The sequence below is a fragment of the Nonomuraea sp. NPDC050227 genome (genome assembly GCF_044459705.1).
GTDB lineage: Bacteria > Actinomycetota > Actinomycetes > Streptosporangiales > Streptosporangiaceae > Nonomuraea.
The window spans coordinates 1,292,366-1,319,309 of sequence record NZ_JBITJF010000001.1; the positions used below are offsets into that span (position 1 = coordinate 1,292,366).

A 26,944-nucleotide genomic window follows, 5' to 3' on the forward strand; every position below is an offset into this window, starting at 1 on the left:
GCCTGTCACACCGCCACCGCCTCGGGGTCCGGCGTCACCAGCGGGGTGTCGTTCAGCCGGAGGCCGCACACGCACGGGCCGTCGTCCGGGCACACGCACTCGCCCTCGGGCGGGTTCCAGCCGGTCGTGTTCGCCAGCGCGCGGACCTGGTCCAGGATCGCGGACCAGTCGCGAGGGCGGCGGCCGTCCGCCAGGGTGGCCAGCTCGTTGGCCACCTGCGGCGGAAGCAGCCGCAGGATCTCCGGGCGGGCCCCGGTGACCAGGTCGAACAGCACGCCGAGGCGGCCCAGGCGCTGCCTGATGTTGGCCGCACGCACCTGGCGCACGGCCTCGTGCAGCTCGGCCAGCTCCTGGCTGTCGGCGGGCGGCAGGCCCAGCGCGCGGGCGACGGCGGCGGCGGCCGTTCCGGCGGCGGCCCGCTCGTTCGCGCCGATCGTGCGGGCCGGGTCCACGTCGTAGGTCAGCACGCCGGGGTCGGGCTCGCCGGACCCGGGCCGCCGGACGTCGACGGTGATGGGCGCCCGGCCGGGCAGCACGATGTCGAGCAGGCCGGGGCCGTGGATCACGACGCGCCCGCCCATGCCGGCGGCGGCCCGTACGACGGCTCCGGCGGCGGCCGTCTCGGGGAGCGTCGCGTGGCCGCGGATCGCCGTGACGTCAGCGGGCGTGAGGTCGCCCGAGCGGGACAGCTCCGCCAGCCTGGACGGCGCGCCCCGCTGGTCGCCGGTCAGCCCCAGCCGCCGGGCCTCCTCCTGGAGCGCCGCCCGTTCGGCGCGCGAGCGGATCGGGCCCGCCTCGGCGACCGCCCGCGCCAGCCCGCGCAGCCGGGCCAGCGCCGCCGCCTCGGCCGGACCGGGCCGCCCGCCCTCGGCGGGACGGTTCTGCGCCGGACGGCCGGTGGCGGGGTCGCCCGCGAGCGTCGCGGCGTGGGCCGCGACGTGCTCGGCGACGGCCGTCGTGGCCTTGGAGCCGGCGTCGGCGGGCACCCGCAGCGTCAGGTGGCCGGGAGCGCTCGACTCGACGGTCACCTCGGCCGCGCCGGGTGCGGCCTCGGCCAGCGTCAGCGTGAACTCGCCGCCGGGGGTGGTCACCGTGAACGTGTCCGCCGGCCCCACGTGCGGGGCGGCGCCGTTGACGGGAGCGGCTCCCGGGGTGATGGCCGGCACGCCGGCGATCTCGGCCAGTTTGCCCAGGCCCGGCGGCGAGGTGTCCAGGCCGGTGGCCGAGCCGCCGTTGAGCAGGCGGGCGATCCGGCTCTGCGGCTCGGGGGCGGCCGGCGCGCGGGGCCCGGTGCCCCACGGCGGGGCCGGCGGGGTGTGGCCGCGCCGGCGGATGTCCTCGGCGACGGCGTCGATCGCCGCCGCCAGGCGCTCGCGCCGGGCCGGGTCGGTGGTGGCGTGCCACTTGTCGGACAGGTGGGCGTGCTCGTCCATGCGGGGGAGCAGGCACAGGTCGGTGCCCTCGGCCTGCTCGCCCTGCGGCGACGTCCTGAGCACGCCCTGCGGCATGCCGGCCGCCGCCGCGGTCGCCGCCTGGACGACGTGCGAGAGGTCGTGGACCAGGACCGACGACACCAGGTCGGGATGCACGCGTCCCCAGATCCGCAGCAGGTGCGGATCCTCGGCCGTGCCCGCGCGCGGCACGGTGAGCGCGTTCAGGCCCTCGCCCGGCTCGCCGACCTCCACGCGGACGTGCTGGTCGGGCACGCCCGGCAGCTGGACGGTCAGGACGTCGTCCCCGGTCCAGCCCACGTGGGCGGCGGCGCCGCCGAGGTCGACGGCCGACAGGGGCTGGCCGCGCAGCTCGTCCAGGCTCAGGTCGGGCACCCCTTCGGGGCGCGACGACCTGCTGAACGGCGTGTTCTCGATCGCGGGGGACGGCATCCCGGCGGCCGGCGTCACGCCCTGCGCCACGCTGCCGCCCACCGGGTTCGTGTGCTCGGCGGTGGCGGGAGCGGGCCAGGCGGGCGGCGGGGCGGGCGCGGGAAGGGCGTCGAGGGCGGCGAGCGCGGTCTGGACCTGCTCGGTGAAGGTGCCGGCCGTGGTCGGGTTCATGAAGACGTCGCGCAGGTCGAGGCCGACGCCGCGGGCCGCATCCAGCAGGTCGGGCGCGAGGCCGGCGATCGACTCGGCGAAGCCGCCGTCCAGGGTCTCGCTGTACAGCGAGCCGTCGGGCATGACGCGGTAGCGGTGGAGGCCGTCGGCCTCCCGGACCGCCACCCGGGCGACCTCGCCGCGGTCGCGGGCGGCCACGCGGGCCTCCTGGAGGGTCTGGATCGGGTTCTGGTTCTCGGAGGCGGGCACGAAGGTGAACGTCGCGGGCGGCGGGCCGCCGGGACGCGGCGGCCCGAGCCGTACGCCCGCCGCCATGCGCTCGCGCAGCTCCTCGATCTCCTCCCCGAACATGATCACGTCCACCTCGCCGGTCGAGGCGGACGGCAGGTGGACGGGGTCGCCGACCGGGTGCTCGTTGCCGTCGCGCAGCCGCGCCATGTACTGGAAGTCGAGGTCGTAGTCCACCCGCAGACGTACGGTGTAGAGCTTGCCCTTCTCGAACATGCTGCGCTCGCGGCGCGCCCCGTGGTGGTCGCTGACGCTCTCGGACGTCTGCTCGCCGCCCTTGACGCCGCCGTTGACGCCGGTCGACTTGTCCGACCCGTTGACGCCCCAGCCCAGCGGGGTCGTCCGCCCGCGGGAGACGGTCACGTTCTGGGCGTCGGCCTGGCGGTCGACCTGGCCCTTCTCCCCGTCGTACGGGCCGGCCACGATGGTCAGGTCGGACAGGCGGGCGTGGGCGGTGACCGTCACGCCCTGGTCCTTGAACTTCTGCCTGGACACCGGGACGATCGGCTCGCCGGCGGGGTCCGTCATCCGTTCGAACGCGGTCAGCAGCGCCGACGGCGCCAGCCGCCTGATCAGCTCGGGGCGGCGTTCCTGCACCGCCGCCGCGCCCAGCATCTTGGTGAGCTGGGCGGTGACGACCTCGTACAGGCTGGGCTTGGCCGGGTTCTCCCACAGCGCCGCCGGGAAGAAGCCGGGATGCAGCTCGGCCTGCCGGGGGTCGGTGTTCATGACGACCGGCCCCGGATCCTCGGCGACGGGCCTGGTCATGCCGGTCGGGATGCGCCGCACCAGCGTGGCGTCGTAGACGACCGGCGGCGTGGCGCGCGGCTTGCGCTGGAGCCTGTCGGCGGTCTTCTTGGCGCCGGCCGGGATCCTGCCTCCCCGCACGGGACGGCGCTCCACCTCGATGACGACCCGCATCTGCTGCTCCACCTGGGTCAGCCCGTTGAACAGGCCGATCCGCTGCAGCCGCGTGTTCTGGTGGTTGGTGGAGCCCGAGTACCCGCGTCCGCGGTCGGTGGACAGGCCGCCGCCCTGGCCGCCGTTCGGATCGCCGGTGGACGAGTCGAGGCCGGCCGAATAGGACCCGTTGTACGACTCCGAATGCGTCTTGTCGGTGTACCGGTAGTGCTGGACGATCAGACCGGCCTGCGACGTCTGACTGAGCATCCTGGCCGTGCGCGGGTCGCCGACGGGTTCGAGGCGTACCCTGACCGTCACCTCCTCGGCCTGCGTCACCTGCGCGCCCTGCTGGACGTGGTAGCTGCGTTCGAAGCCCCGCGACGACCACATGTCGGCGACGTGGATCACCGCGGCGTCCTCGGAGAAGTCGACGTTCAGCTCTTCGCCGAGGGTGGTGCTCTCGTCCAGCGCCCCAGGCACGGCGTCCTGCACGGCGCGCCGGACCGCGTCGATCACGTCGACCGGGTCGCCGTTCTCGTCCGTCAGGGTCAGCGACTCGGTCGCGCTCGCGCCCACCGACCGGTCGTACGGCGCTGCGAGCACCACGTCCCTGGAGCGTTCGAGCTGCTCGGCGGCGTTGTCCAGGGCCTGGTCGAGCTTCTCCTGCGGGCTTCCCGGGGCGGGGGTGCCGAGATCGGAGACCTCCTTGAGCTTGGTCAGCAGGGCCTGCGGGGTGTGGCGCTCGGTGTACTCGTTGGTGACCCCCGACTGCGCCATGTCCTTGACGTAGCGCTGCACCAGCGGGACCGCGATGCTCCGGTCGAGGGTCAGGCTGCCGTTGAGGAACCGTTCGACCGCGTCGCCGACCAGGTGGAGCGGCAGGTCGAGGTCGCCTTCCCCGTACATCAGCAGCGCGTCGTCCTCGGCGACCGCGAACAGCGCGGTGCCGGAGACGGTCTCCGTCCTGGACTCGCTGACGGTGATGCGCTCGCCGGTCGGCACCCCGTGCTCGGCGCTCTCGGAGCCGGTGAGGGTGAGATCGACGGTGCTGCGCAGCATGTAGTGGCGGCCGAAGTTGATCAGCAGTTCCTCGCTGCCCCAGATGTCCGTGAGCGCGGTGGACTCGGACGTGCCGCCGGACCGGGAGGGCAGCGAGAGCGAGCCGCCGTCGCTGGTCGTGCCGCCGTCGTCGAGGTCGGAGGCGCTCGTCGACATCCCCGCGGACAGACCGGACGAGCCGCCCCACGAGATCCCCGCGCTGCCGAGCCCGAACTTGATCTTGCCGGTGACGTGGTCGACGACGCCCACCACCTCGGTCTCGCCGATCTCGCCGGACACCGACAGCGACGAGCGCGTGGGGCCGCCGTTCGGCCGGATCGCGCCGTCCGTGGTGAACGGCCGGTTCAGCAGCTTCGGATGGCCGACCAGGTTGCGCACGTTCAGGAACGTCATGAGGTGCTGGAGGGCCACGGAGTCGGCGGTCGTGCCGCGTGGCAGCACCTGGCGGGCGGCGTCCAGGGGACGGCCGACGTCCACGTGCAGCAACTGTGCGATGGACCTGAGCTTCGGGGACATCCGCCCGATCGGCGCGGGCGGCGTCTCCTTCGTCGACGGGAGCAGGTCGGCGGCGAAGACGAGCTGGGCCGACCCCTCGGTGGTCGCGATCGTCGTCGTCGTGCCGTTGTGCAGCAGGTTGGCGGTCATATGGTGGCCCAGCTTCAGGATCGCGACCGGGCCGTTGCTCTCCTCCAGGGTCACGATGTTGGTCGTGCCGCCGGCGCTGGAGCCCGCCGTACGGGTGCGGTTGCCGCCGCCGTTGACGCCGACCTCGTGCGTGAGGCCGTCCTGCCCCTCGTTCGGGCCGTCGCTCTCGCTGACCGACGCGCCGCCGCTGTACGTCCTGGACCTGTTGATGCCGCGGGCCGAGGTGTCGGAGCCGATGTCGAGGTTGACCACCGTCTGGGTGTCGGTGTGACCGACGTAGGTCACGTCGTCGAAGTCCTGCTGCAGCGACAGGTGCAGCATGTAGTGCTCGGGGGCGGCGTTGAGACCGTGCAGCGTCAGGTCGAGGACGATGCCGTCCTGAGCCAGGGAGTCGTAGGCGGCGCGGATCCGCTGCTCCGACAGTTGCTCCAGAAGCTCCTGCCGGTTGAGGATCTGGCTGGCGCGGGCGAGATCGTTGCCGGCGTACTCCGGCACGCCGTTCACGACCTTGGGGATGACCCCCCGCTCGGCCAGCTCCTCCAGGACCTTCTCCCGGAACTCCGCCAGCCCCTCGATCTCCTCCACCAGCGCCGGGCCCGCGCCGCGCATCTTCCCCGGCCCCTCGCCCAGCCATACGGGCAGCTCCGGCTTGCGGCCGGGCGGCGGGGCGGGGTTGGGATCGCCGCGCAGGACCGGCTCGCCGTTGGCGTCGGTGACCGGCTGCCCGTTCTTGCGGACCAGCGCGGCGCTGTCCACGGGCAGGCCGAAACGGAAGGCGGCCTTCTCGCGCATGTCGGCCAGCGCCGTGCTGCGCACCGGCGTCAACGTGACGGGCGGCTCACCGAACCGCTCCACGGTGAACGTGGTGACCACCACGAGCCGGTAGCTCTGCTTGGGGTGGGTCATGCGGCGCACGCTGGGGTGGATCGCCTGCTTGTTGGCCGTGGCCGAGTACGACCGCGACGCCCCTCTCGCCCCGTTGGCCTTGGGGCCGATCGCGGGCTGGTACCCGCCGAGATCCACGGCCGCCAGCCCGGGGGCGTTGAACCCGGCCGAGGCGTTGCCTTCGAGCGAGGCGCCCGAGGACGCGCTCGAAGGTGTCGCGACGAAGTCGACCAGCACCTCCTCCTCCCACTCCTCGGAGGTCGAGCCGCCGACCGGCTGGGAGAGCTCCACCACGACCCGGCTCTCGGCGCGTACCCGGACCTGCGGCTCGCCGTTCTTGGTGAAGACGCGCTCCAGCCCCTCGTTGACCGCGGTCCGCAGGTTGTGGGGCAGGTTATGGGTGACGAACCCGCGCAGCGCGTCGCGGGCCGGGGTGCCGACCTCGGCGTAGTCGCCGCCGAGCACGTCCGCGAGCATGTCGACGGCGCCTTCCAGGTCGCTCATGCTCTGGACGACGACGTTGGGCATCTCCGTGCGGCGCTTGGCCCTGTCGATCCACTCCAGCTTGCGCGGCGGCTGGTCGGTGGCGGAGTGCGAGAACCACAGCCGCTGGCTCGACGAGTCGCCGGGAGCGCCGGAGTCGACCGTGACGGCGCCCCGCCAGTTCCCGTCCTGGCCGGTGCGGATCTCGGCCGTCCAGGTGGCGGCGGCGTCGAACAGCAGCGACTCGCTCCGGTTGTCGGTGACCGAGCCCGTCTGGGCGAACATGCCGGCTCCGCCGCCGTTCGACCAGTTGCGCCCGATCGAGGCGCCGAGGCCGACGCCCAGCAGTTCCGTCATCATCCTGGCCACGTGGTCCTCGGGCAGGAACTGGGCCAGGACGCCGGTGTTGAAGCCCATCGACAGCCCGCCGCTGCCCGCCTGGCTGACCGAGGCCGTACGGCCGGCCTGGTGGAACAGGCCCACCATCATCTCCGACCCCTTGATGGCCGGATCGAGCACCTCGACCAGGTCGGCGAGCGTCAGCTTGATGCGCACCTCGGCCGCCTTGCCGTGCTGCCCCACCTGCACGACGAGGCCGTCGGCGGAGACGGCCTTGTGGAAGTCCGCCCGGATCGCCCCCTCCAGCTCGTGCGTCGTGAACCTGTGGCCGATGCCGTTGTCGGCCAGCAGGTCGTTGACGGCGGTGGTGAGGGCGGACACGTGGGCCAGCCGGCCCGTCGGCTGGGCCGCGGCCAGGTTGATCTCCTGGGGCAACGCGGCGGCCAGCGCGTCCAGGTACGCGGCGTGCTGATGCAGGACCTGGTCGGCCAGCCGCGCGGCGACGGGCCGCATGCCGACCGGCCCGGCGGGCGCGCTCGGGTTCTCGATCTCGTTCAACGCCGTGAGCAGCTGCTGGTACGTCTGCCGGGTACGGGTCGCCTCGCGCAGCGCGACCTCGTACGCGTCGGCGATCCTGGTGTGCCGTTCCCGGGTGGCGCGATGGGTACGGCTCTCCTGCCGCGCCTTGCGCGCTCGCTCCGCGTGGCCCTGGTCGTGCTGCCTGTCGGCCTTCCGTGCCTCCTGCCGCGCCTTGCGGATCGCCTCCTTGGCCTCCTCGGCGCTCTTCCGCTTCGCCGCGATCTGCTCCTGGAGCGCCTGCTCGGCCCGCTGCAGCGCGTCGATGACGGCCGGCAGCTCCTCGCGCGCGGGGCGGCCCTGCGGCACCGGCGGCGCGTGGGTGGGCCGGGACCCCGGCTTGGGGGCCCACGGCGGCAGCGGCGGGGTGTGGCCGCGCTCGGTGAGCTGGCGGGACACGCCGTCGATGTCCAGGGCGAGCAGCCGCTGCTCCTGCGGCGTCTGCGCGGCGTGCCACTGCTCGGCCAGGAACGCCAGCTCGTTGAGCTGGGCCTGGGCGCACATGTCCTGCGTGGGCTCGCTGGTCGCCGGTTTGCGGCGCAGGAAGCCCCGCCGCTTGGGGGCGGCGTCCTCCTGAAGCTTCTGCAGGGTGTCGGTGATCTCGTGCAGCCAGACCCGGGAGACCTGGCTCGGGTTCATGCCGGGGGCGAAGTGCACGACGTGGGCGTGCTGGGCGTCCTCGCCGGTCGAGAGCTCGGTCTCGCCCATGAGCCCCTCGGTCATCTCGCCGACGACCGGGCGGAAGTGGTGGGTGCCGTTGTTCCTGGTCCGGACGACGAGCGTGCCGTCGGCAGACCAGGTGATGTCCTGCACGTCCTGGTTGAGGAAGTGGGACGTCCGCAGGGCGTCGGCGCCCTCCTGGACCTCGTCGGGCTGCAACGAGGTGCCCGGCCGGGCGTCGGGGACGTGCCGGGTGCCCGGGACCGGCCTCGACGTGACCGTGCCCGGCCTGCTCGTGGCGGGCTGCCGGGTCTCGCCCGTCTCCTGGGCCAGCAGCACCAGCGCGGTGGCCTCGGCCTGCAGCTCGTCGGCGTCGGTGACCTCGTCGGCGCGGGTGTCCAGGGCGGCGCGCACGCGTCTCATGGTGGCGGCGCGGATCACCCGTACGCTGCCGTCGGGGGAGGGGATGAGGAGGTCGCCGTTCGGGCCGACGACCGCGCCGGGGAAGTCCACGGTGAGCGAGTTCATCAGCGCGTTACGGGCCCGGACGGTCGCCAGGACGGGCGTGGGCGGCGGCGCGTCGTCGGGGGCGGCGGCCGACGTGGTGGCGGGGGCGTCGTCGTTCTGCGGGGCGGCCGCTTCCTGCTGGTCGCCCTGCTGCGCGATCGGCCCCTGCTGGTTGTCCTGCTGCGGGCTCTGTTGGTTGTCCTGCTGGTTGTCCTGTTGTGCGTTCTGCTGGTTGTCCTGCTGGTTGTCCTGCTGTGCGTTCGGCTGGGTGTCCGGCTGAGCGTCTGGCTGGGCCGCCGGGGCGGGCTGGGCGTCCTGCTGGGGGGCCGGTTGCTGCTGGTCCTCCTGCTGGGCGTCCTGCGAGTCGTCCTGAACCTGGGAGTCGTCCTGGGTCTGGGGGGCGGCGGTGGTCTGCGGAGCCGGTGCGGAGCTGGTCTTCGCCTTCGGGTCCGGGGTCTGCGGCGTCGTGTCGGAGTCCGCCGCGGAGTCGTCGGTGGTGTCGTCGGTGGAGTTCTCGGTGGTCTCGGCCCGGGGCTCGCGGTCGGTGTTCTGCCGGTCGTCCCGCGAGGTGGAGCCGCGGCGCGGGCCGGCGTCGGAGTCGGGGGCTGCGGACGTGCCGCGCCTGACGTCGTCGTTCTGGCTGGAGGAGGGCCCGCCGGCGGGCGTCGCCCCGGCGGGGACGACGGGCCCGCCACCCATGGAGGCCGGGCTGCCGCCCGGCGGGTTCCCGCCCGGCGGGTTCCCGCCTCCGGCGTTGGGGTCGCCGCCACCCGCGCGGGCGGCGTCGGTACGGGCGGCGGTGTCGTAGGCCGAGGCCAGGGCGGTGACCGGGTTGGCCAGCGTCGTGTACACCTCGGGGTTGAACGGGCTGATCGACCCGGTACGCCCCGCGCCGCCCATGAAGCCGCCCATGATGGCGTCGGCCGTGAACGGGTTGTCCCACTGCTTGTACACCAGGCCGTTGGCGAAGAAGCTGCCGAACGGGGAGGCGATCGTGTTGGTCAGGCCGGTGGTCATCGCACGGCCGGGGAAGCCCGGCATGTGCCGGGTGACTTTGGAGATGGGCCCGGACAGCGCGGTGCCGGCGAGCGCGCCGCCGCCGGCGCCGATGATCGCGGCCCGGGACTTCTTCCAGTCCCATTCCTTCCTGGTGCCCATCTGGATCTGCTGGTACTGGGCGCCGGCGTCGATGAAGAACTCTTCGCCGATCTCCTCGATCAGCTCCTTGCCGATCGCCGAGCCGAGCAGCCGGGCGATGAGGCCGCGTCCGGTGGCGCCGCTGAGCACGGTCACCCGGGCCAGCTTGCCGGCGCCCACCTCCCTGGCGCCGATCATGGCGAGCCGGACCAGGATCCGGCTGATCGCCGCGCGGCCCGCGGCCGCGTACGGCCCGATGATCGCCGTCGCGGAGCCGGCGGTGAAGAAGGCGACGAAGAGCGCGATGGCGATGGCGACGACCGTGACCCAGAACGCCACGTTGACGGACAGCTTGGAGTACTGGGTCTCGACCGCGAAGTTCTCCGACTGGCTCAGGAAGTTCTGCGACTGGCCGGCCGCGCCCGCCATGCCGGCGCCGTGGCCGTACAGGTACTTGGCGCGGGAGACGAAGTCGGCGCTGGCCGGCGAGGACCAGCCGGTCGCCACGGTGCGCACGGCCGAGCCGGCGCGCGGCGCGGTGCCGATCGCCCCGGCGGCGAGCGCGTGGTAGGCGTGGGCGAGCTTGGACATCCCGCTCTCGCTCGCCTCCGGCCACTTCTGGCCGGCCGACAACATCGGGATCAACCAGTTGACCACCCAGTCGGGCAGCACCTCGGTCTCCCAGACCGGCTCCACGTCCCGGTCGATGCGGACCGGGGGCTGGACGGTGGACACATTCGACGAAGTGTGGGAAGTCGGCCCCTGAGGGCCGGTCGCGCTGTGCGTCACGCGTCAGACCTCTCGCGCTTTGAGGTCTTGCTCGATGGCGGCGTCCACGCCGAGGGTGTTGTCGATGCTCGCGCGCAGCCTGCCGCACGCGTCCATCATCTGCTTGGACAGCTCGACGCACTGGTGGAGCATGCGGTTGGGGCCGTCGTCGCGGAAATGGGAGTTCATGAACGCCTGGCCCTCGGCGCCGTTGCCCCAGGGCGCGGCGGCCAGCGCCTCGACGACCGCGGCGACCAGCCGCTCGGACTCCTTCTCCCAGTCCTCGGCCACGGTGGTCCACTGGGAGATGCCCGAGTCCACGACGGGCTTGATGATCTGGGTGCCGTCCCAGGGCCTCATCGGCTGCCTCCCATGCGGTCGGCGAGCCGGGCCATGACGGTTTCGAGATCGCCGCTCAGATGCGCCTGGAAGTCCTCGCGCGGGATCACCGGCTCGAAGATCTCGGTGACGCGCTCCTGGGCGCGCTCGGCGGCCAGCCGGGTGGTCTCGGCGATGGTGTCGGCGAGCTGACGGGCGTCGGGGCGACGGTAGATGCGCGGGTCGAGGTCGAGCCGGATCAGCTCGCCGCGCGAGCCGACGGTGACCGACACCAGGCCGTCCTTCGAGGTCTCGGTCACCTGGACGGCCTTGGCCTGCTGGTGCAGCTCCATGCCCACGTCCTGGATCTGGCGGAACATGTCGCGCAGCTCGTCGCCGTATGCCCGCATCCCCGCCACGTCAGGAGAATCCATGACACCCCCGCCCCCATGCCGCGTGTTTCTTACGTCACATGCACCTTTCAGGTCAGTTTCTGTCACATGAACAACAGGAGACAAGAGCCAATCTTCAAAAAGGCCCATCCTGTGGACTTATCGCCACAATTTCCTCGCGGAGCTCGGTGATCTCCGTCCGCGGGGCCCACGCCCGGTACACCCCCCGCTCGACCCGCTCCAGCCCCAGCGCGAGCGCGGCGGGCGCGGAGCCGCCCAGGTATTCGAGCAGGAGCAGGCCGTCCCGCTCGTCGTGCACCTGGAACCGCTCCCCCCGCCAGGTGCACTCCGTGGTGACGAACTGCAGGGACGCGCACTCGGCGAACGGCACCGTGCGGACGTGGCAGCCGGGCTCGACCTCCTCGAAGCCGTCGGCCGGCTCGGGGAGGCGCAGGCGCACCCACAGCTCCAGGGGATGTGGCTCGGGGCTGGCCACGTAGTCGGCGCCCTGCCAGTGGGCGCGGTAGAAGTGCCAGGTCATGCCGCCGCCTTCCGGCCGATCAGCAGCCATCGCCGCAGGTCGCCGTGGTAGAGCGCGCGCCGGTGCTCGGTGCCCTCGTGGGTGAGCTCCCAGATCTCCGCGCCGTGCGGCAGGCCGACGCCGTACACCTTGTACTCGCGGATGACCTGGTCGACGTTGGGCACCAGGCCCATGCCCACGAACGGCGGCTCCTCGACCACCCAGCCGGCCACCGCGTCCCGGCCCTGCTCGTCGAGCCCGCCGTACGGCGTGCGGTAGAGGTCGAGGCCGACGGGATGCCAGCGCAGGATGTTCAGCGAGCCGCTCCCGGTCAGCATGTCGGGCTGCTTCAGCGCGTCGGCCAGCACCGTGGGCGTGGCGATGTGCGAGACGTCGAGGGCGTGGTGGCAGTAGCCGGAGACGCGCGGCTCGGCCGTCGCCAGCAGGTCGGCGATGTCGGCCGGGGACAGCAGCTTCTGCACCACCGGCACCCCCGACCCGGGCGCGAGCCGCAGGTCCTGGACGAGCGTGGGCACCGCCAGCCTGGCCAGCGTCCCGGGCTCCAGCAGGAACGAGGCCCCGAGGCCCGGGTTGACCGCCAGGCCCCATCGCGGGTCCGGCCAGCCGGCCGCCAGCTCGGCGGGCGAGACGATCCGGCAGTGCGTGGCCAGGCCGCCGGTCGCGGTCACCATCGCCTCGACCGAGGTGAAGGCGAGCACCCACGTACGGCCGGAGTCCGTGGCCGTCGCCCAGGCGGGCGGCTCGGTCCCGGCCGCGGCGGCGGCGGTGATCGGCAACGCCAGGTCGGCGTCGCGGAGCAGGCCCAGGCACAGGGCGGTCTGCCCGTCCTGGTGGGCCGCCCACAACTGTTCCTCGAACGGCGTGGCCGGCAGATGATCAGTGGACGTCATCCGCCCAGTGTGCCCGCTACACCTCCAGGCGCACGCCGTAGGAGGTCAGCCAGACGTTCAGATCCAGCGCCAGCTCCAGGCCGTACCTGCTCATCGTGGTCGTCACCTTCTCGGCCGGCGCGAAGGCGGCCTCGCGGACGGCGTCGGCGTCGAGCAGCTGCAGCACCGGGGCGTCCTTGTCGGCGGCCAGCTCGCGCAGCGCGTCCCGGAGCGCCTGCTCGTAGCCCACGTCCTGGGTCACCGGGTACGGGGCCTTGACCCGGCGCACGATGGGCTCGGGCAGCAGGTCGGCCCCGGCCGCCCGCAGCAGGCTCTTCTCCCTGCCGTCGAACGTCTTCATCGACCAGGGCGTGTTGAACACGTAGTCGACCAGCCGGTGGTCGCAGAACGGCACGCGCACCTCCAGCCCGACGGCCATGCTCATCCGGTCCTTGCGGTCGAGCAGGAAGGGCAGGAAGCGGGTGAGGTGCAGGTAGCAGATCTCGCGCATGCGCCGCTCGCGGGCGTCCTGCCCGGCCACGTGGGGCACCTCGGCCAGCGCCGTACGGTAGCCGTCGGCGGTGTAGGCGTCCAGGTCGAGCTGCCGGATCAGCGACTTGTCGAGCATGTCGGTCGGCTGCTGCTCGCGCATCACCATCGCCAGCCACGGGAAGGTGTCGGCCTCGACCGTCTGCGGCAGGTGGAACCAGGCGTACCCGCCGAAGATCTCGTCGGCGGACTCGCCGGACAGCGCCACGGTCGAATGCTCGCGGATGGCGCGGAACAGCATGTAGAGGGAGGAGTTCATGTCGCCCAGGAAGCTCGGCGCGTCCCAGGCCCGGACGACCGAGGCCCGCAGCCCGGGGTCGGCCAGCTCCGCCGGCCCGAGGACGATGTCGGTGTGCTCGGAGCCGACGTGCTCGGCCAGCATCCGCACGAACGGCCGGTCGGGGTCGCCGCGGTACTCGTCGGCCCGGAAGTGCTCGGCGTAACCGGCGTAGTCCACGGCGAAGGAGCGGATCGGGCCGTGCGTCCTGGCCAGCGCGGTGACGACGCTGGAGTCGAGGCCGCCGGAGAGCAGCGTGCAGAGCGGCACGTCGGAGATCAGCTGCCGGCCGACGATGTCGTCGAGCAGCTCGCGCACCGTGCGTACGGTCGTGTCGAGGTCGTCGGTGTGCTCGCGGCCCTCCAGCGACCAGTAGCGGCGCAGCCGCGCGCCCTGCCGGCCCACGCGCAGCAGGTGGCCGGGCGGCAGCTCGCACAGGCCCTTGTAGACCGACCGCTGCCGGACGGTGGCCATGCTGAGGAGCTGGCGCAGGCCGTCGAGGTCGACCACGGGCGGGGCCAGCGGGTTGGCCAGGATCGCCTTGGGCTCGGAGCCGAACAGCACGCCGTTGGGCAGGGGGTAGTAGAACAGGGGCTTGATGCCCATGCGGTCGCGGATCAGCACGAGCTCCTGCGCGCGCTCGTCCCAGACGGCGAAGGCGTACATGCCGTTGATCCGGTCGGCGACGCCCTCTCCCCATTCCAGGTAGCCGCGCAGCACGACCTCGGTGTCGCTTCTGGTGCGGAAGCGGTGGCCCTTGGCGGCCAGCTCCTCGCGCAGCTCGCGGAAGTTGTAGACCTCGCCGCTGTAGGTGATGACGGCCAGGCCCTCGGCCTCGATCGGCATGTGGCCGCCCTCGACGTCGATGACGGCGAGCCTGCGGTTGCCGAGCGCGGCGTGCGGTTCGAGGTGCAGACCCTGGTCGTCGGGGCCCCGGCAGCTCATGGTCGCGGTCATGGCGAGGGCCGTGGCCCGTTCGCGGGTCAGGTCGCGGTCGAAGTCCACCCATCCGGCGATGCCGCACATGCGAGGGTCCTCTCAGACGCAGTCCTGGTGGTGCTCCCCGGCGTCGTCTGACAACGTGCCTGACGCTCTCGCAACATAACCGCGCGGAGCTGATCGGTCCATACCCGACCAAATACCCCTGAAAGCGGTCTGGGCCCGCACCCCGAAGAGGGTGCGGGCCCAGACGCGGGCTGCGCGAGGTCAGGCGGGAACGATGTTCTCGGCCTGCGGGCCCTTCTGGCCCTGCACGACGTCGAAGGCCACCTTCTGGCCCTCGGTCAGCTCACGGTAGCCACCGTTGGAGACGATGTTGGAGTAGTGGGCGAAGACGTCGGCGCCGCCGCCGTCCTGCGCGATGAAGCCGAAGCCCTTTTCCGAGTTGAACCACTTCACGGTACCGGTAGCCATAACGATCTCCTTCAGATGACGTGCAGAGACGGGATCCGCACCGTGCGGATCCCCGTGTCGCCGCGATGAGCCCATCCCGGAGATGACCGGAAAACAAAAACGCACCTGAAAGTCCAGCTAGGTCAGGTGCGCACAAAGTCTTTTATGGGTACCACAACTGCAACGGGATTAAAGCTAGCACACGATCTGCTCAGGAGGCAAACGCGGGGCGGTTCACCGCGGGTCGCGGCGCAGCGGATGGCCGGGCGGCACCTCCACCAGGACGATGCGATGGCCGTCGGGGTCGGCGATCCACATCTCGACCAGGCCCCACGGCTCCAGCCGCGGCTCGCGCAGCACCGTGACGCCCGCCTGCCGCAGGCGCTCCTCCTCGCGCCCGACGTCGCGCACCTGCAACCAGATCGACAGCGTGCCGCCGGTCGCGGGGCCGTCGGAGCGCCCGGCGACCTCAAGGAATCCCTGGCCGAGGAAGAAGACCACGCCGGGATCGTCGTCGGGGCCGAACTCGCGATAGACCGCCAGGCCGAGGGTGTCGGCGTAGAAGCGGCGGGTCCGGGCGGGGTCGGTCGGCCGCAGGAGCACGCGGCTGCTCAGCACGTCCACAAGGTCATCGTAGGCCGCGGCGGGCGCTGCGGCCCGGATCCGGCGGGCACGCGTCGTGGCCCCGGAACCCGTCATGGGGTTCCGGGGCCACGCATCCTGACGTGTCTGGCGGGACTCGGCTCACGCGGGCCCGTCAGGCGTTCGGGGGCTGGTCGCCGAGCCGGCGCTGGAGGTCGGCGATCTGCCGTTCCAGGTCCGCGACCTGCCCGGACCTGGGGTCCGCGGGCGGGCTGAACTGGCCGTAGCGCACGGACCTGGTCTGGTCGCCGCCGGGCTGCTCGTAGGAGGGCTGCTGGTGAGGGGGCTGGTGGAGGTGGGCGTCCGGGGCCGAGCCGTACGGGCTCGCGGCGTGGCCGTTCGCGCCGTACCCGCCGGGGCCGTAGCCGTCGCCGTGGCCGTACGGGCTCTGGGCCTGATGCATCGGCTGCACCGGCGGCGAGAGCTGGGCCTGGGCCGCAGGGAGCTGCTGCCACGGGGGCGGCGGCACCGCGCCGTACCCGGGCTGGGGCGAGACGATGGCCGGCTGGGGCCGCCGGCGTCCGCGCAGGACCTTGACCACGACCGCGACCAGCACCAGGAGCAGCAGCACGCCGCCGGCGATCAGCACCCACATGAGGATCGGCTTGGGCGTCTCGTCCTTGCCCGCGGAGATCGCCTGCTGGGAGTCGCTGATGTACTTGGCCACGTACGGGTGGTTCGGGAACAGCGCCTGGACCTCGCGGAACTTCGGCAGCGCGTCGGAGTAGTAGTGCCGGAAGAAGTCGTTGAGCGCCTCGTTGTACCGGGTCGTCGTGACGGCCTGGGCGGGCTTGACGTTCTTCTCGCCGAGCTTCTCCTTGATGATGCCGACCGGCAGGACGAAGCTCTCGCTCTCCGACGCCTCGCCGCCCTCGCTCACCGTGCCCGCGATCAGCATGCCGACGACCTTGCCGTCCTTGCTGAACACCGGCCCGCCGGAGTTGCCGTGGTAGGACGGCGCCTGCGTCTGGATGTACGGCACGCCGGTCTGCGTGGTGCGCTTGGCGTTGTACGGGCCCTCGGTCAGGGCCGGCTCCAGCTTCGACTCCAGGCTGAAGAACGGCGTGTTGGTGACCAGGCCGGGGAAGCCGCTGATGTAGAGCGTGTCACCGGTGCGCACGTCGGCGTCGTCGCCGAGCGGCACGGTCGGCAGGTTCTGCTGGCCGTTCACCTTGAGCAGCGCGAAGTCCTTGCCCGGGTAGCTCTCGCCGACCGACACCAGCTCGGCCGGGACCGCCTTGGCCGTCTTGTCCACCCCGCCGCCGGGCAGGCTCTGCATGACCGACAGGCTCTGCTTGAGGTTGCTGAGCTGCATGTGGGTCGAGTTGAACGTGACGTAGATCTGCTGGGCGAGCTTGAGGATCTCCTCGTCGTTCTTGAGGTCGCCCAGGCCGCTGATGATCTCCTTGGCGTCCTGCTTGTTGAACTTGGCCAGCGCCTGCTGGGCGAAGAGCTGGCTGAGCTCGGTCTCGCCGACCTGGACGCAGTGCGCGCCGGTGACCATGTAGCCGTCAGGGGTGACCCACCAGCCGGTGCACATGCCGCCGACCTCGGCCTCGACCGTACGCATCGGCGTGGTCGAGGACACGTAGGTGTCCACGTTGGCGGCGATCTGCTGGAAGACCCACTTGCCGATGCTGCGCTCGTCCGAGGAGATCTTGCCGGACTGGACGGCGGCGACGGCCTCCTGGACGATCTGGTTGTAGGCCGCCTCGTTGATCGTGTTGGACGGGACGGACACCGTCGCCGTGTAGGTGAAGCTGGTCAGCTGCACCGCGGGCTGCGTACGCGCCGCCAGCCAGGTGCCCACCGGGATGTCGGGCCGCTCGTCGGGGGTGCCGTCGGCGGCCGCCGGCAGCGCGGGCAGCATGACCGCCGCGACGACCGCCGCACCCGCGGCGACCCTCATCAGTCTTTTCCTGAAATATCCGCTCACAGGCGGAAATGATGAGTTAGCCCTCTTGTTCCTGGCTTGGAGCCGACTGGGAGCCCCCTCCAAGCCCTGCCAGGTCGGGTGCCGGAGGGGGCCGTCAGGGCGTCTATGAGCCGGTGATCACGGTGAGGTCGGCGTCGAAGTCGCGGTCGAGGGGGAAGACCGGGCGGGCCAGGCGCTCGTACGGCAGGCGCTGCAGGTCCTGGTCGACCCCGCCCGGCGTGAGCGCGAGCAGCCAGTCGCCGGCCGCGTCGAACAACTCGGGCTCCAGATAGCCGATCTTGACCGTCACCAGGTCGACGTCGTCCACCTGGACGCCCAGCCGGGCGTAGGAGGCCAGCTCGCGGTACTGCATGCGCCGGGAGGTGACGAACACGCTCAGACCGCCCACCCGCACGCTGACGCACAACCCGCCGTCGGGGTCGTCGGCGACCGCCTCCAGCACGCCCTCGATCGGCAGCGGCCCCGGCTCGCGGGCGTCGATCCGGCCGCCGACGCGCAGGCTGACCGGCGAGCCCGGCGCGAGGCCGGCGACCTGGGCCACGGCCTCCGGATCGACCAGCGAGGCGTACACCGCGCGGACCGAGCCGCCGGCGATCTCGGGACGGGCCAGCATGCGTTCGAGGGCGAAGGTGACGTCGTCGGCGCCGCCCGCGCCGGGGTTGTCGCCCGAGTCGCTGATGAAGAACGGGCGCCGGGCCGGGTCCTTGACCGCGGTCAGCGCCTGGTCGAGGCATTCGTCCATGGAACCGGTGGGCGCGACGAAGGTGAAGGCGTCGCGCGCCGCCCAGAACTGCTCGCCCAGCTCGCGGGCGGCCGCGGCGGTGGCGGCGGCGTCGGTGCCGGTGGCGACCACAGCGCCGCGGCAGCGGGGCTCGTCGGCCCAGGCGAAGCCGATCCAGATGGCCGCGTCGATGACGCCGTCCCTGGCCTCGATCTCGGGGACGCGGGCGTAGAGGCCCTTGGCCGGCTCGACGCGCGTGCTGGTCATCTCGCCGGGCAGCAGGATCGGCACGTGCACGAGGGCCTTGTGCGGACGCTGCCCGCGGCGCAGGGCCGTCACCAGGTTGCGCGCGGCGCGCTCGCGGGTCTCCCAGACGTCGACGTGCGGCGCGGTGCGGTAGCAGGTGAGCAGGTCGCAGCCGGCGAAGAACCGGTGGGAGACGTTGCCGTGCAGGTCCATGGCCGCCGAGACGAACGGCTGACCGCCGGTCACCGAGCGGACCACCGTGATCAGGTCGCCTTCGGCGTCCTCCAGCCCGACCACGCTCATCGCGCCGTGGATGTCGAGCAGGACGCCGTCCACCGGGCCCGCGGAGGCCAGCCCGGCGGCGATCTCGGCGGCCCAGGCGTCGTAGGTCTCCCTGGCCACGGCCCCGCCGGGCAGGGCGCGGGCGTGCACGAGCGGGATCCACTCGACGTCGGCCGCCCACGGCTCGGCGAGCCAGCCGTACCGCGCCAGCAGGGCGTCACCGCGGGTGACCTCGAAGTCGGCGGCGGTGCTCAGGTGCGGGGAGAAGGTGCTGGACTCGATGTGCACGCCGCCGACGGCGACGCGGAGGGGACGGGACACGGGCGGGGGACTCCTTGCCTAGGAGGGACGGACGTCGGCCGAGGCGCGCACGAGGTGCCCGAGGCCGATCAGGGCGGCGTCCGGGCCGGCGGCGCTGGCCTCGATGGACAGTGACTGGGTCATGGACGGCAGGCAGCGCTTGTAGAGCATGCTCCGGGCGGCGGCCACGTAGACGTCGAGGCTGGACAGCGCGCCGCCGATGACGACGGCGTCGGGGTTGAGGAAGTTGACCAGGCCGGACAGGGCGACCCCGAGCAGTTCGCCGGCGTGGCGCACCAGGGTCACGACGGACGGCTCGGCGTCGACGGTGGCGGCGACGACGTCGCGCGGCGTGCTGACCCGCAGGCCGCGGTCCTTGAGCTGGCGGACCAGGGCGGCGCCGCTGGCCACCGTCTCCAGGCAGCCGCGGCTGCCGCAGGAGCACTCGCGCTCGCCGCTGTCGGCCACCCGCACGTGGGTGACGTCGCCGCTGAGGCCGCGGCCGCCGCGGTAGATCTGGCCGCCGCTGACCAGGCAGCCGCCGATGCCGGTGCCGGCCTTGACGTAGATCATGTCGCCGGGGTCGCGGCCCCGGCTGACGTACTCGCCGATGGCGGCGGCCTTGGCGTCGTTGTCGACGACCGCGGGCACGCCGAAGCGCTCCCTCAGGTGGGCCTGGGCGTCGAAGCCGTTCCAGCCGGGCATCCGGGCCGGGCCGATCAGCCGGCCGTGCGGGTACTCGACCGGGCCGGGCAGCGCGAGGCCGATGCCGAGCAACGTCTGGCCGGGGGCATTGGCCGTGCTGAGCTGCTCGTACGCCCGCCAGATGGCGTCGAAGACCTGGCCGGGCCCTTCCGCTATGTCGGTGGCGATCTCCCGTACGGCCAGCAGCCGGCCGTCGGGCGCGCACAGCCCCACGCGCGCGTGCTGGGCGCCCAGCTCGGACACCGCGAAGGCGCCCGGGACGTCGCGCAGCCGCAGGATCCGCGGCCGTCGCCCGCCGGTGGAGCGGCCGACGCCCTCCTCCAGGATGGCGCCCTCCTCCAGCAGCCGCCGGACCACGCTGGAGACCGTGGACGGAGCCACCTGGAGGGTCTCCACCAGATCGGCGCGCGACGTCGCCGCACCGCTGGCCAAGAGGCTGAGCGCCTGCTCACGCAGGTTGGCGGGACTCGATGGCTCCGGCATGCCGCTCCTCTTTCAGGCCGGTTCCCCGGCAGGCCCGTCGTCGCAACAGAGCCCCATCATGAGGCACCGGCGACTTCGACTCTAAACCGAAAGAAGTCAGCGAACAAAGCGAATTAGTTCCGTTGACTTCATGCGGGACCATCTATACATTCTCCGCATCGAACGCACCAGGCCCCCCGGTAAGCGCAGGGCGCCGTGCGACGTCAACCGAGGAGATCCCATGGGGAGCAGATTCCACCGGCGCGGGCTCCGCGGCACCGGCGCCCTGGCGGGCGTGCTGGCCCTCGGGCTGGCGCTGACCGCGTGCAGCGGGTCCGCCGGCGGCGCGCAGAAGGCCGCCCAGAGCGGGGGCCAGAGCAAGGACGGCGTGACCGTCGCCCTCAGGACCCCGAACTGGATCCTGCCGATCTCGGCACCCGGCTTCACCCAGGGCGAGAACGTCATCTTCGGCTCCGCCCAGTACCGTCACCTGTACGAGTACCTGCTGGACGGCTCGGCGAAGTACAACATCGACCCCGGGCGCTCGATGGCCGAACCGCCCGAGGTGAGCGACGGCGGCAAGACGCTGACGATCACGCTGAAGGACAACACGTGGTCCGACGGCAAGCCCGTCACCACCCGTGACATCCAGTTCTGGTGGAATCTCGTCACCGCGAACAAGGACAAGTGGGCGTCCTACCGCGAGGGCGGCTTCCCGGACAACATCGCCGAGTTCAAGGTGAAGGACGACAAGACCTTCTCCCTGACGACCACGAAGACGTACAACACCGGGTGGTTCGTCGGCAACCAGCTCAACCGCATCGTGCCGCTGCCCCAGCACGTCTGGGACAAGGACTCGGCCACCGGCAAGGTGAGCGACCTCGACACCACCCCCGAGGGCGCCAAGAAGGTCTTCGACTTCCTCACCGCCGCGTCGAAGGACCCCAAGACGTACGCGACCAACGAGCTGTGGCAGGTCAACAGCGGCCCGTGGAAGTTGGAGAAGTACGTGCCGAACGGCGAGGTCGTCCTCACCGCCCGCGCGAACTACTCCGGCAGCGACAAGCCGAAGCTCAAGTCGGTCACGCTGCGCCCCTTCACCAGCGACGACGCCGAGTTCAACGTGCTGCGCGCCGGCCAGATCGACTACGGCTACGTGCCGCCGGCCAACCTGTCGCAGCAGAAGTACCTGGAGTCGAAGGGCTACCAGATCGCCCCCTGGTACGGCTGGTCCATCACCTACCTCCAGCTCAACTTCAACAACCCCGACTCCGGCCCCCTGTTCAAGCAGCTCTACCTGCGCCAGGCCCTGCAGTCGCTCATCGACCAGCCGACCATCAGCAAGGCCATCTGGTCCGGCATGGCGGCCCCGACCTGTGGGCCCGTCCCGGCCAAGCCCGGCACGAACGGCTCCAGCGAAGGCTGCGCCTACCCCTTCGACCCGGCCAAGGCCAAGCAGCTCCTGGAGAGCCACGGCTGGCAGGTGACCCCCGACGGGCAGACGACCTGCCAGAAGCCGGGCAGCGGCGCCGACCAGTGCGGCGAGGGCGTCAAGTCCGGCGCGAAGCTGGCCTTCACCGTCACCAGCCAGACCGGCTTCGCCGCGACGACCAAGATGTTCGCCGAGATCAAGTCGCAGATGTCGAAGCTGGGCATCCAGCTCACCATCAAGGAAGTGCCGGACTCGGTCGCGGTCACCCCGGCGTGCAAGCCGTCGGACTCCAACTGCTCGTGGGACATGTCGTTCTTCGGCTCGCAGGGCAGCTGGTACTACCCGGCCTTCCCCAGCGGCGAGCGGCTGTTCGCCACCGACGCGCCGGTCAACCTGGGCAGCTACAGCGACCCCGAGGCCGACAAGCTCATCGAGGCCACCCAGTTCGCCGACGACGAGGCGACGCTCAAGGCGTACAACGACCGGCTGGCCCAGGACCTGCCGGTGTTGTGGATGCCGAACCCCGTCTACCAGATCTCGGCGTACCGCTCCGGGCTCCAGGGCGTCACGCAGGACCCGATGAACAACATGTTCTTCCAGGACTGGTCCTGGAAGAGCTGAGACCGTCCCCGACTCCGGCGGCCCGTGCGGGGGTCGCCGGGGTCCCTGGAACAAGGAGGGGCCCCGCGTGGCCCGGTATCTGATCACCCGCTTGGGCCAGGCCCTGATCATCGTCGTGCTGGTCACGATGATCACGTTCGTCATCCTGCATCTCCTGCCGGGCGGCGCGGCGCGGGCCACCCTGGGCAAGGACGCGACGCTGGCCCAGCTGGCGGCGTTCGACCACGAAATGGGCTACGACCGCCCCTGGATCCAGCAGTACGTCATGTTCATCGGCCGCCTCCTGCGCGGCGACCTCGGCTACTCCTTCCAGCTCAACCAGTCGGTGGCCGAGGCCATCGGCCAGCGGCTGCCCAAGACCATGGTGTTGTCGTTGTTCTCGACGATGCTGGCCGTCGTCGTCGCCATCCCGCTCGGCGTCGTCCAGGCGATGCGGCGCAACCGGTGGCCCGACTACACGATCACCACCCTGTCGCTGCTGGCCTACGCCACGCCGATCTTCTTCATGGGTCTCATGATGATCATTCTCTTCTCGCAGGTCTGGCCGATCCTGCCGCCGGAGGCCTCGCAGGGGTTCACCCTCGGTGAGGTGCTGGCCGATCCGGCCGGGCTCGTCCTGCCCACCGTCACGCTCGCCATCGTGACCGTCGCCGTCTACTCGCGGTACGTGCGCTCCTCGATGGTCGACAACCTCAACGAGAACTACGTGCGCACCGCCCGCAGCAAGGGCCTGTCGGAGACGCGCGTCGTCGCCCGGCACACGCTGCGCAACGGCCTGTTCCCGGTCATCACCCTGCTCGGGATGTACCTGCCCGCGCTGTTCAGCGGCGCCCTGGTCGTCGAGGCCCTGTTCAACTACCCCGGCATGGGCCAGCTGTTCTGGCAGGCGGCGCTGAAGCGGGACTTCCCGATCCTGTTCGGCGTCACGCTGATCATCGCGATCGCGACCGTGCTCGGCGCCCTGCTCGCCGACCTGCTGTACGCCGCCGTCGATCCGCGCGTCCGGCTCAGGACGGCGGCCCGCTCATGACCGCGTCCGCCGAGGCGACCGGCACGCCGGTCCCCGCCGAAGAGGCGCCCGTACGCGGCCAGTGGCGTCAGGCGCTGACCGTGTTCGCCGAGAACCGCCTGGCCCTGCTGGGCCTGATCATCTTCATCGTGCTGGGCGGCCTGTGCTTCCTCGGCCCGCTGTTCTACCGGACCGACCAGGTGCACACCGACCTCGCGTCGGTCTACCTGGCCCCCGGCACCCCGGGCCACCCGCTGGGCACCGACGGCGTCGGCTACGACCAGCTCGGCCGCCTGCTGCTCGGCGGGCAGACGTCCATCGTCGTCGGGCTGGCCGCCGGCGTGCTGGCCACGGTCGTGGGCACGATCTGGGGCGCCATCGCCGGCTTCACCAGCGGCTGGGTGGACGCGGCCATGATGCGGGTGGTCGACGCGATGATGTCGATCCCCTCGCTGTTCCTGTTCATGCTGATGGCGACCATCGTCACGCCGACCGTGCCGATGCTCATCCTCATCATCGGCGCCTTCGCCTGGCTGGGCCCGGCCCGGCTGGTCCGCGGCGAGGCGCTGACCCTGCGCTCGCGCGAGTACGTCCAGGCCATGCGGTCGATGGGCGGCACCGGCGGCCGGGCCGTACGGCGGCACATCATCCCCAACGCCATCGGCACCGTGATCGTCAACGCCACCTTCCAGGTCGCCGACGCCATCCTGTACGTCGCCTACCTGTCCTTCCTCGGCCTCGGCGTGCCGCCGCCCGCGGCGAACTGGGGCGGGATGCTCTCCGACGGCCTCGCCAACACCTACAGCGGCTACTGGTGGCTGCTGTACCCGCCCGGGATCGCCATCATCCTCATCGTCCTCGCCTTCAACTTCATCGGCGACGGGCTGAGGGACGTCTTCGAGGTCCGCCTCCGGCGGCGCTAGGAGGAACGGAACATGAGCCCTTTGCTGCGCCTGCGCGACGTCAGCACCGACATCCCGCTGCGTCAGGGCGTCGTGCACGCCCTCGACCACGTCAACCTGGAGGTGCGGCAGGGCGAGACGCTCGGCATCGTCGGCGAGTCGGGCAGCGGCAAGACCATGACCGCCCTGTCGATCATGGGCCTGCTGCCGTCCGGCGGCCGCGTCGTCGGCGGCGAGATCCTGTTCGAGGGCCGCGACCTGCTGTCCCTGCCGCCCGCCGAGATGCGCAGGATCCGCGGCGTCGAGATGGGCATGGTGTTCCAGGACCCGCTCACCTCGCTCAACCCCACCATGCGCATCGGCGCCCAGGTCGCCGAGCCGCTCCGGGTGCACCAGGGCGTCGGCAAGGCCGAGGCGCGCGAGCGGGCCGTGGAGATCCTGCGCCGGGTCGGCATGCCGCGTCCCGACAAGATCGCCGACGCCTACCCCCACCAGCTCTCCGGCGGCATGCGCCAGCGCGTGGTCATCGCCATGGCCCTGGTCTGCTCGCCCCGGCTGCTCATCGCCGACGAGCCGACCACCGCCCTCGACGTCACCACCCAGCGCCAGATCCTGGAACTCATCGACGACCTGCGCGAGGAGTTCCAGATGGCGGTCATCCTGGTCACCCACGACCTGGGCGTGATCGCCAGCCGCGCCGACCGGGTCGCCGTCATGTACGCCGGCCGCGTGGTGGAGGCCGCGACCACCGCCGAGCTGTTCCGGCAGCCGCGCCACCGCTACACCGAGGCCCTCATGGAGTCGCTGCCCGGCGCGGCCGAGCACGACGACGGCGCGCTCTACAGCATCCCCGGCCTGCCGCCGGACCTGTCCCGGCCGATGACCGGCTGCCGGTTCGCCCCCCGCTGCCGCTTCGCGACCGAGGAGTGCCGCACCACCGACGTGACCCTGTCCGGCGGCGAGCACCAGCACGCCTGCCTGCACCCGGTGCTCCAGCCGCGGGCGCGCGCCGAGGCCGCCGGGCCGCGGCCCGACCGGGCCGGGCCGCAGGCCGGGGCCGCGCCGATCCTGTCCGTCCGCGACCTGGTCAAGAACTACGACGGCACGGGCTCGCTGGGCCGCAAGGCGCCGCAGGTCAGCGCCGTCGCGGGGGTCGGCTTCGACGTGCGCCCCGGCGAGACGTTCGGGCTCGTGGGCGAGTCGGGCTGCGGCAAGTCGACCGTGGGCCGGCTGATCGTCGGCCTGGAGGAGCCCACCTCCGGCCAGATCGTGGTGGACGGCGCCGACATCGCCACGCTCGACCGGCGCGCCCGCCGCGCCATGCACCGGCGGGTCCAGCTCATGTTCCAGGACAGCTACGCGGCGATGAACCCGCGCATGCGCATCGACTCCATCCTGGCCGAGCCCCTGGAGATCCAGCAGGCCGGCGACCGGGCCGGCCGCCGCTCCCGCATCGGCACCCTGCTGGACCAGGTGGGCCTGCCGCGACGGGTGCTCGACCGCTACCCGCACGAGTTCTCCGGCGGCCAGCTCCAGCGCATCGGGCTGGCCAGGTCGCTGGCCCTGGAGCCGCGGCTGATCGTGTGCGACGAGCCGGTCAGCGCGCTCGACGTCTCCATCCAGGCCCAGGTGCTCAACCTCATGCGCGACCTCCAGCGCGAGCTGGGCCTGTCGTACGTGTTCATCAGCCACGACCTGTCCGTCGTGGACTACATGTCGGACCGGATCGGCGTCATGTACCTGGGCAAGCTCGTCGAGGTCGGGCCGGCCCGCGACGTCGTCAGGAAGGCCCGGCACCCGTACACGCAGGCGCTGATCGAGGCCGTGCCCTCGGCCGAGCCGGGCGTGGCGCCGCACACGAGCGTCGCCATCAAGGGCGAGCTGCCCAGCGCGCAGAACCCGCCCTCGGGCTGCCGGTTCAGGACGCGCTGCCCGCTCGCCCAGGAGATCTGCGAGACCGAGCCGCCGCTGGCGGGCGGCGAGCACCAGGTGGCCTGCCACTTCCCGCTGCGCACGGCGGAGTGAGGCCCACGCGCGCAGATCGGGGCCGTCAGCGGAGGGGATGGGCGCCCGGGTGCTCGTCCCACCACCGGCGGAAGAGGGGGTTGTCGTCGATGTGGTCCTCGAAGGCGGCGGCGAGCCCGCGGTAGATGGCCGCCGCCGCGTCCGCGCCGATCAGGTCCCTGCGCCAGGCCATGACCAGGTGCCCGACCTGCGGCTCGCCTGCCAGTGGCCGTACGGCGGTGCCCTCCGGCACCGGCCAGGTCGGGTCCACCAGGCGCACGCCCAGCCCGGCGGCGACCAGCGGGCGGCCGGCGCCGCTGGGGGCGTCGTAGCGCACGTCCGGCTCGAAGCCGGCGGCCCGGCAGGAGGCGCGCAGGGCGGCGAGCGAGCCGTCGTCGGCGCCGGGCGGGCTGATCCAGCGCTCGTTCCTGAGGTCGGACAGGTGCACCTCGGGCTGCTCGGCCAGCGGGTGCCCGGCGGCCATGGCCACGAAGATGGGATACCTGGGCACCAGCGTGCGGGTGACGACCGGCGGCGTGAGGGGGACGTCGAACCCCTCGATCATGCCCATGAGCGCGGCGTCGAGCTGGCCGTGGGTGAGCGCGTCGGCGAGCTGCACGCTGGACGGCTCGATGCGCAGGGAGATCGACCGGCCGGGTAACGCCTCGCCGACCCGGTCCACCACGCTGGCCACGCACGCCAGGTGGCTGCACCCGAGCCGCAGCCCGGTGACGGCCGGGTTCGCGTCGTGCAGGTCGCCGAAGAGCGAGTCGATCTCCGACAGGACGATCCGGGCGCGGGCGATGACCTGACGTCCGAGCTGGGTGGGTTCGACGCCGTTCCGGCTGCGGGTGAACAGCTCACCGCCCACCATCTCCTCGATCCTGCGGAGCTGGGTGGTGATCGCCGGTTGGGACAGCCCGAGGCGTGCGGCCGCTTTGGTCACGCTGCCGGCCTCGGCGATCGTACAGACCATTCGGAGATGCCGGAGATCCAGGTCCATAGCTCAGGATTATGTGACATGTGATGGCTCTTGGCGA

Annotated in this window: 16 protein-coding genes; 4 read left to right on the forward strand and 12 right to left on the reverse strand. The window is 72.1% G+C overall.

Going from position 1 to position 26,944, the window contains the following annotated elements; genetic code table 11:
* Positions 1 to 5 precede the first annotated feature (5 nt).
* From ACIBK9_RS06655 to ACIBK9_RS06705, 11 genes are all read right to left on the reverse strand, one after another.
* On the reverse strand, positions 6 to 10,271 hold the full coding sequence (locus ACIBK9_RS06655; RefSeq protein WP_397155705.1) for a hypothetical protein: 10,266 nt from the start codon (positions 10,269 to 10,271) through the stop codon (positions 6 to 8).
* Positions 10,272 to 10,328: 57 nt separating this feature from the next.
* On the reverse strand, positions 10,329 to 10,664 hold the full coding sequence (locus ACIBK9_RS06660) for a hypothetical protein (RefSeq protein WP_387681674.1): 336 nt from the start codon (positions 10,662 to 10,664) through the stop codon (positions 10,329 to 10,331).
* A complete protein-coding gene (locus ACIBK9_RS06665; protein ID WP_352360836.1) occupies positions 10,661 to 11,056 on the reverse strand; it encodes a YbaB/EbfC family nucleoid-associated protein in 396 nt (131 codons plus the stop codon). Before ACIBK9_RS06665 ends, ACIBK9_RS06660 begins: the two co-directional genes overlap by 4 nt.
* A 94-nt stretch (positions 11,057 to 11,150) precedes the next feature.
* Positions 11,151 to 11,555, reverse strand: coding sequence for a hypothetical protein (locus tag ACIBK9_RS06670; RefSeq protein ID WP_397155708.1), 405 nt, complete (start codon positions 11,553 to 11,555; stop codon positions 11,151 to 11,153).
* Positions 11,552 to 12,445: an SseB family protein gene (locus ACIBK9_RS06675; protein ID WP_397155710.1), complete on the reverse strand. Its 894-nt coding sequence runs from the start codon at positions 12,443 to 12,445 to the stop codon at positions 11,552 to 11,554. Before ACIBK9_RS06675 ends, ACIBK9_RS06670 begins: the two co-directional genes overlap by 4 nt.
* Before the next feature lie 16 nt (positions 12,446 to 12,461).
* Positions 12,462 to 14,276 carry an asparagine synthase (glutamine-hydrolyzing) gene (asnB, locus tag ACIBK9_RS06680; protein ID WP_397155712.1) on the reverse strand — a complete coding sequence of 605 codons (1,815 nt, stop codon included), beginning with the start codon at positions 14,274 to 14,276 and terminating at the stop codon, positions 12,462 to 12,464.
* A 180-nt stretch (positions 14,277 to 14,456) separates the two neighbouring features.
* Positions 14,457 to 14,663 carry a cold-shock protein gene (locus ACIBK9_RS06685; RefSeq protein WP_055509312.1) on the reverse strand — a complete coding sequence of 69 codons (207 nt, stop codon included), beginning with the start codon at positions 14,661 to 14,663 and terminating at the stop codon, positions 14,457 to 14,459.
* 213 nt (positions 14,664 to 14,876) lie between these two features.
* Positions 14,877 to 15,266: a VOC family protein gene (locus ACIBK9_RS06690; RefSeq protein WP_352320544.1), complete on the reverse strand. Its 390-nt coding sequence runs from the start codon at positions 15,264 to 15,266 to the stop codon at positions 14,877 to 14,879.
* Between the two features lie 133 nt (positions 15,267 to 15,399).
* Positions 15,400 to 17,193: a trypsin-like peptidase domain-containing protein gene (locus ACIBK9_RS06695; protein WP_397155714.1), complete on the reverse strand. Its 1,794-nt coding sequence runs from the start codon at positions 17,191 to 17,193 to the stop codon at positions 15,400 to 15,402.
* A 130-nt stretch (positions 17,194 to 17,323) separates the two neighbouring features.
* The gene (locus tag ACIBK9_RS06700; protein ID WP_397155716.1) at positions 17,324 to 18,790 is read right to left on the reverse strand and encodes a M81 family metallopeptidase; all 1,467 of its coding nucleotides are present in this window, start codon (positions 18,788 to 18,790) and stop codon (positions 17,324 to 17,326) included.
* A gap of 18 nt (positions 18,791 to 18,808) precedes the next feature.
* Positions 18,809 to 19,957 (reverse strand): ROK family protein, encoded by a 1,149-nt coding sequence (locus tag ACIBK9_RS06705; protein ID WP_397155718.1) that lies wholly within the window; start codon positions 19,955 to 19,957, stop codon positions 18,809 to 18,811.
* A gap of 220 nt (positions 19,958 to 20,177) precedes the next feature.
* Here ACIBK9_RS06705 and ACIBK9_RS06710 point away from each other — a divergent pair, with 220 nt between their 5' ends.
* The 4 genes from ACIBK9_RS06710 (at position 20,178) to ACIBK9_RS06725 (ending at position 25,925) form a co-directional block, all read left to right on the forward strand.
* Entirely contained in the window at positions 20,178 to 21,989 is a 1,812-nt protein-coding gene (locus ACIBK9_RS06710; RefSeq protein ID WP_397155720.1) for a peptide ABC transporter substrate-binding protein, read from the forward strand.
* A gap of 67 nt (positions 21,990 to 22,056) precedes the next feature.
* A complete protein-coding gene (locus tag ACIBK9_RS06715; protein ID WP_397155722.1) occupies positions 22,057 to 23,019 on the forward strand; it encodes an ABC transporter permease in 963 nt (320 codons plus the stop codon).
* Complete coding sequence (locus ACIBK9_RS06720; RefSeq protein WP_358296413.1) at positions 23,016 to 23,921, forward strand: ABC transporter permease; 906 nt, start codon at positions 23,016 to 23,018, stop codon at positions 23,919 to 23,921. Before ACIBK9_RS06715 ends, ACIBK9_RS06720 begins: the two co-directional genes overlap by 4 nt.
* A gap of 12 nt (positions 23,922 to 23,933) precedes the next feature.
* Positions 23,934 to 25,925 carry a dipeptide ABC transporter ATP-binding protein gene (locus ACIBK9_RS06725; RefSeq protein WP_397155724.1) on the forward strand — a complete coding sequence of 664 codons (1,992 nt, stop codon included), beginning with the start codon at positions 23,934 to 23,936 and terminating at the stop codon, positions 25,923 to 25,925.
* Positions 25,926 to 25,950: 25 nt separating this feature from the next.
* On the opposite strand, the gene ACIBK9_RS06730 is transcribed toward ACIBK9_RS06725, so the two are convergent.
* The gene (locus tag ACIBK9_RS06730; protein WP_358296418.1) at positions 25,951 to 26,907 is read right to left on the reverse strand and encodes a LysR family transcriptional regulator; all 957 of its coding nucleotides are present in this window, start codon (positions 26,905 to 26,907) and stop codon (positions 25,951 to 25,953) included.
* Between the last annotated feature and the right edge of the window lie 37 nt (positions 26,908 to 26,944).

Coding starts and splice junctions, on each gene's coding strand:
- ACIBK9_RS06670 (WP_397155708.1), bottom strand. CDS start 11,555: ATGACCTGGCACTTCTACCGCGCCCACTGGCAGGGCGCCGACTACGTG.
- ACIBK9_RS06695 (WP_397155714.1), bottom strand. CDS start 17,193: ATGAGGGTCGCCGCGGGTGCGGCGGTCGTCGCGGCGGTCATGCTGCCC.
- asnB (WP_397155712.1), bottom strand. CDS start 14,276: ATGTGCGGCATCGCCGGATGGGTGGACTTCGACCGCGACCTGACCCGC.
- ACIBK9_RS06685 (WP_055509312.1), bottom strand. CDS start 14,663: ATGGCTACCGGTACCGTGAAGTGGTTCAACTCGGAAAAGGGCTTCGGC.
- ACIBK9_RS06710 (WP_397155720.1), top strand. CDS start 20,178: ATGGGGAGCAGATTCCACCGGCGCGGGCTCCGCGGCACCGGCGCCCTG.
- ACIBK9_RS06705 (WP_397155718.1), bottom strand. CDS start 19,957: ATGCCGGAGCCATCGAGTCCCGCCAACCTGCGTGAGCAGGCGCTCAGC.
- ACIBK9_RS06725 (WP_397155724.1), top strand. CDS start 23,934: ATGAGCCCTTTGCTGCGCCTGCGCGACGTCAGCACCGACATCCCGCTG.
- ACIBK9_RS06665 (WP_352360836.1), bottom strand. CDS start 11,056: ATGGATTCTCCTGACGTGGCGGGGATGCGGGCATACGGCGACGAGCTG.
- ACIBK9_RS06720 (WP_358296413.1), top strand. CDS start 23,016: ATGACCGCGTCCGCCGAGGCGACCGGCACGCCGGTCCCCGCCGAAGAG.
- ACIBK9_RS06730 (WP_358296418.1), bottom strand. CDS start 26,907: ATGGACCTGGATCTCCGGCATCTCCGAATGGTCTGTACGATCGCCGAG.
- ACIBK9_RS06660 (WP_387681674.1), bottom strand. CDS start 10,664: ATGAGGCCCTGGGACGGCACCCAGATCATCAAGCCCGTCGTGGACTCG.
- ACIBK9_RS06675 (WP_397155710.1), bottom strand. CDS start 12,445: ATGACGTCCACTGATCATCTGCCGGCCACGCCGTTCGAGGAACAGTTG.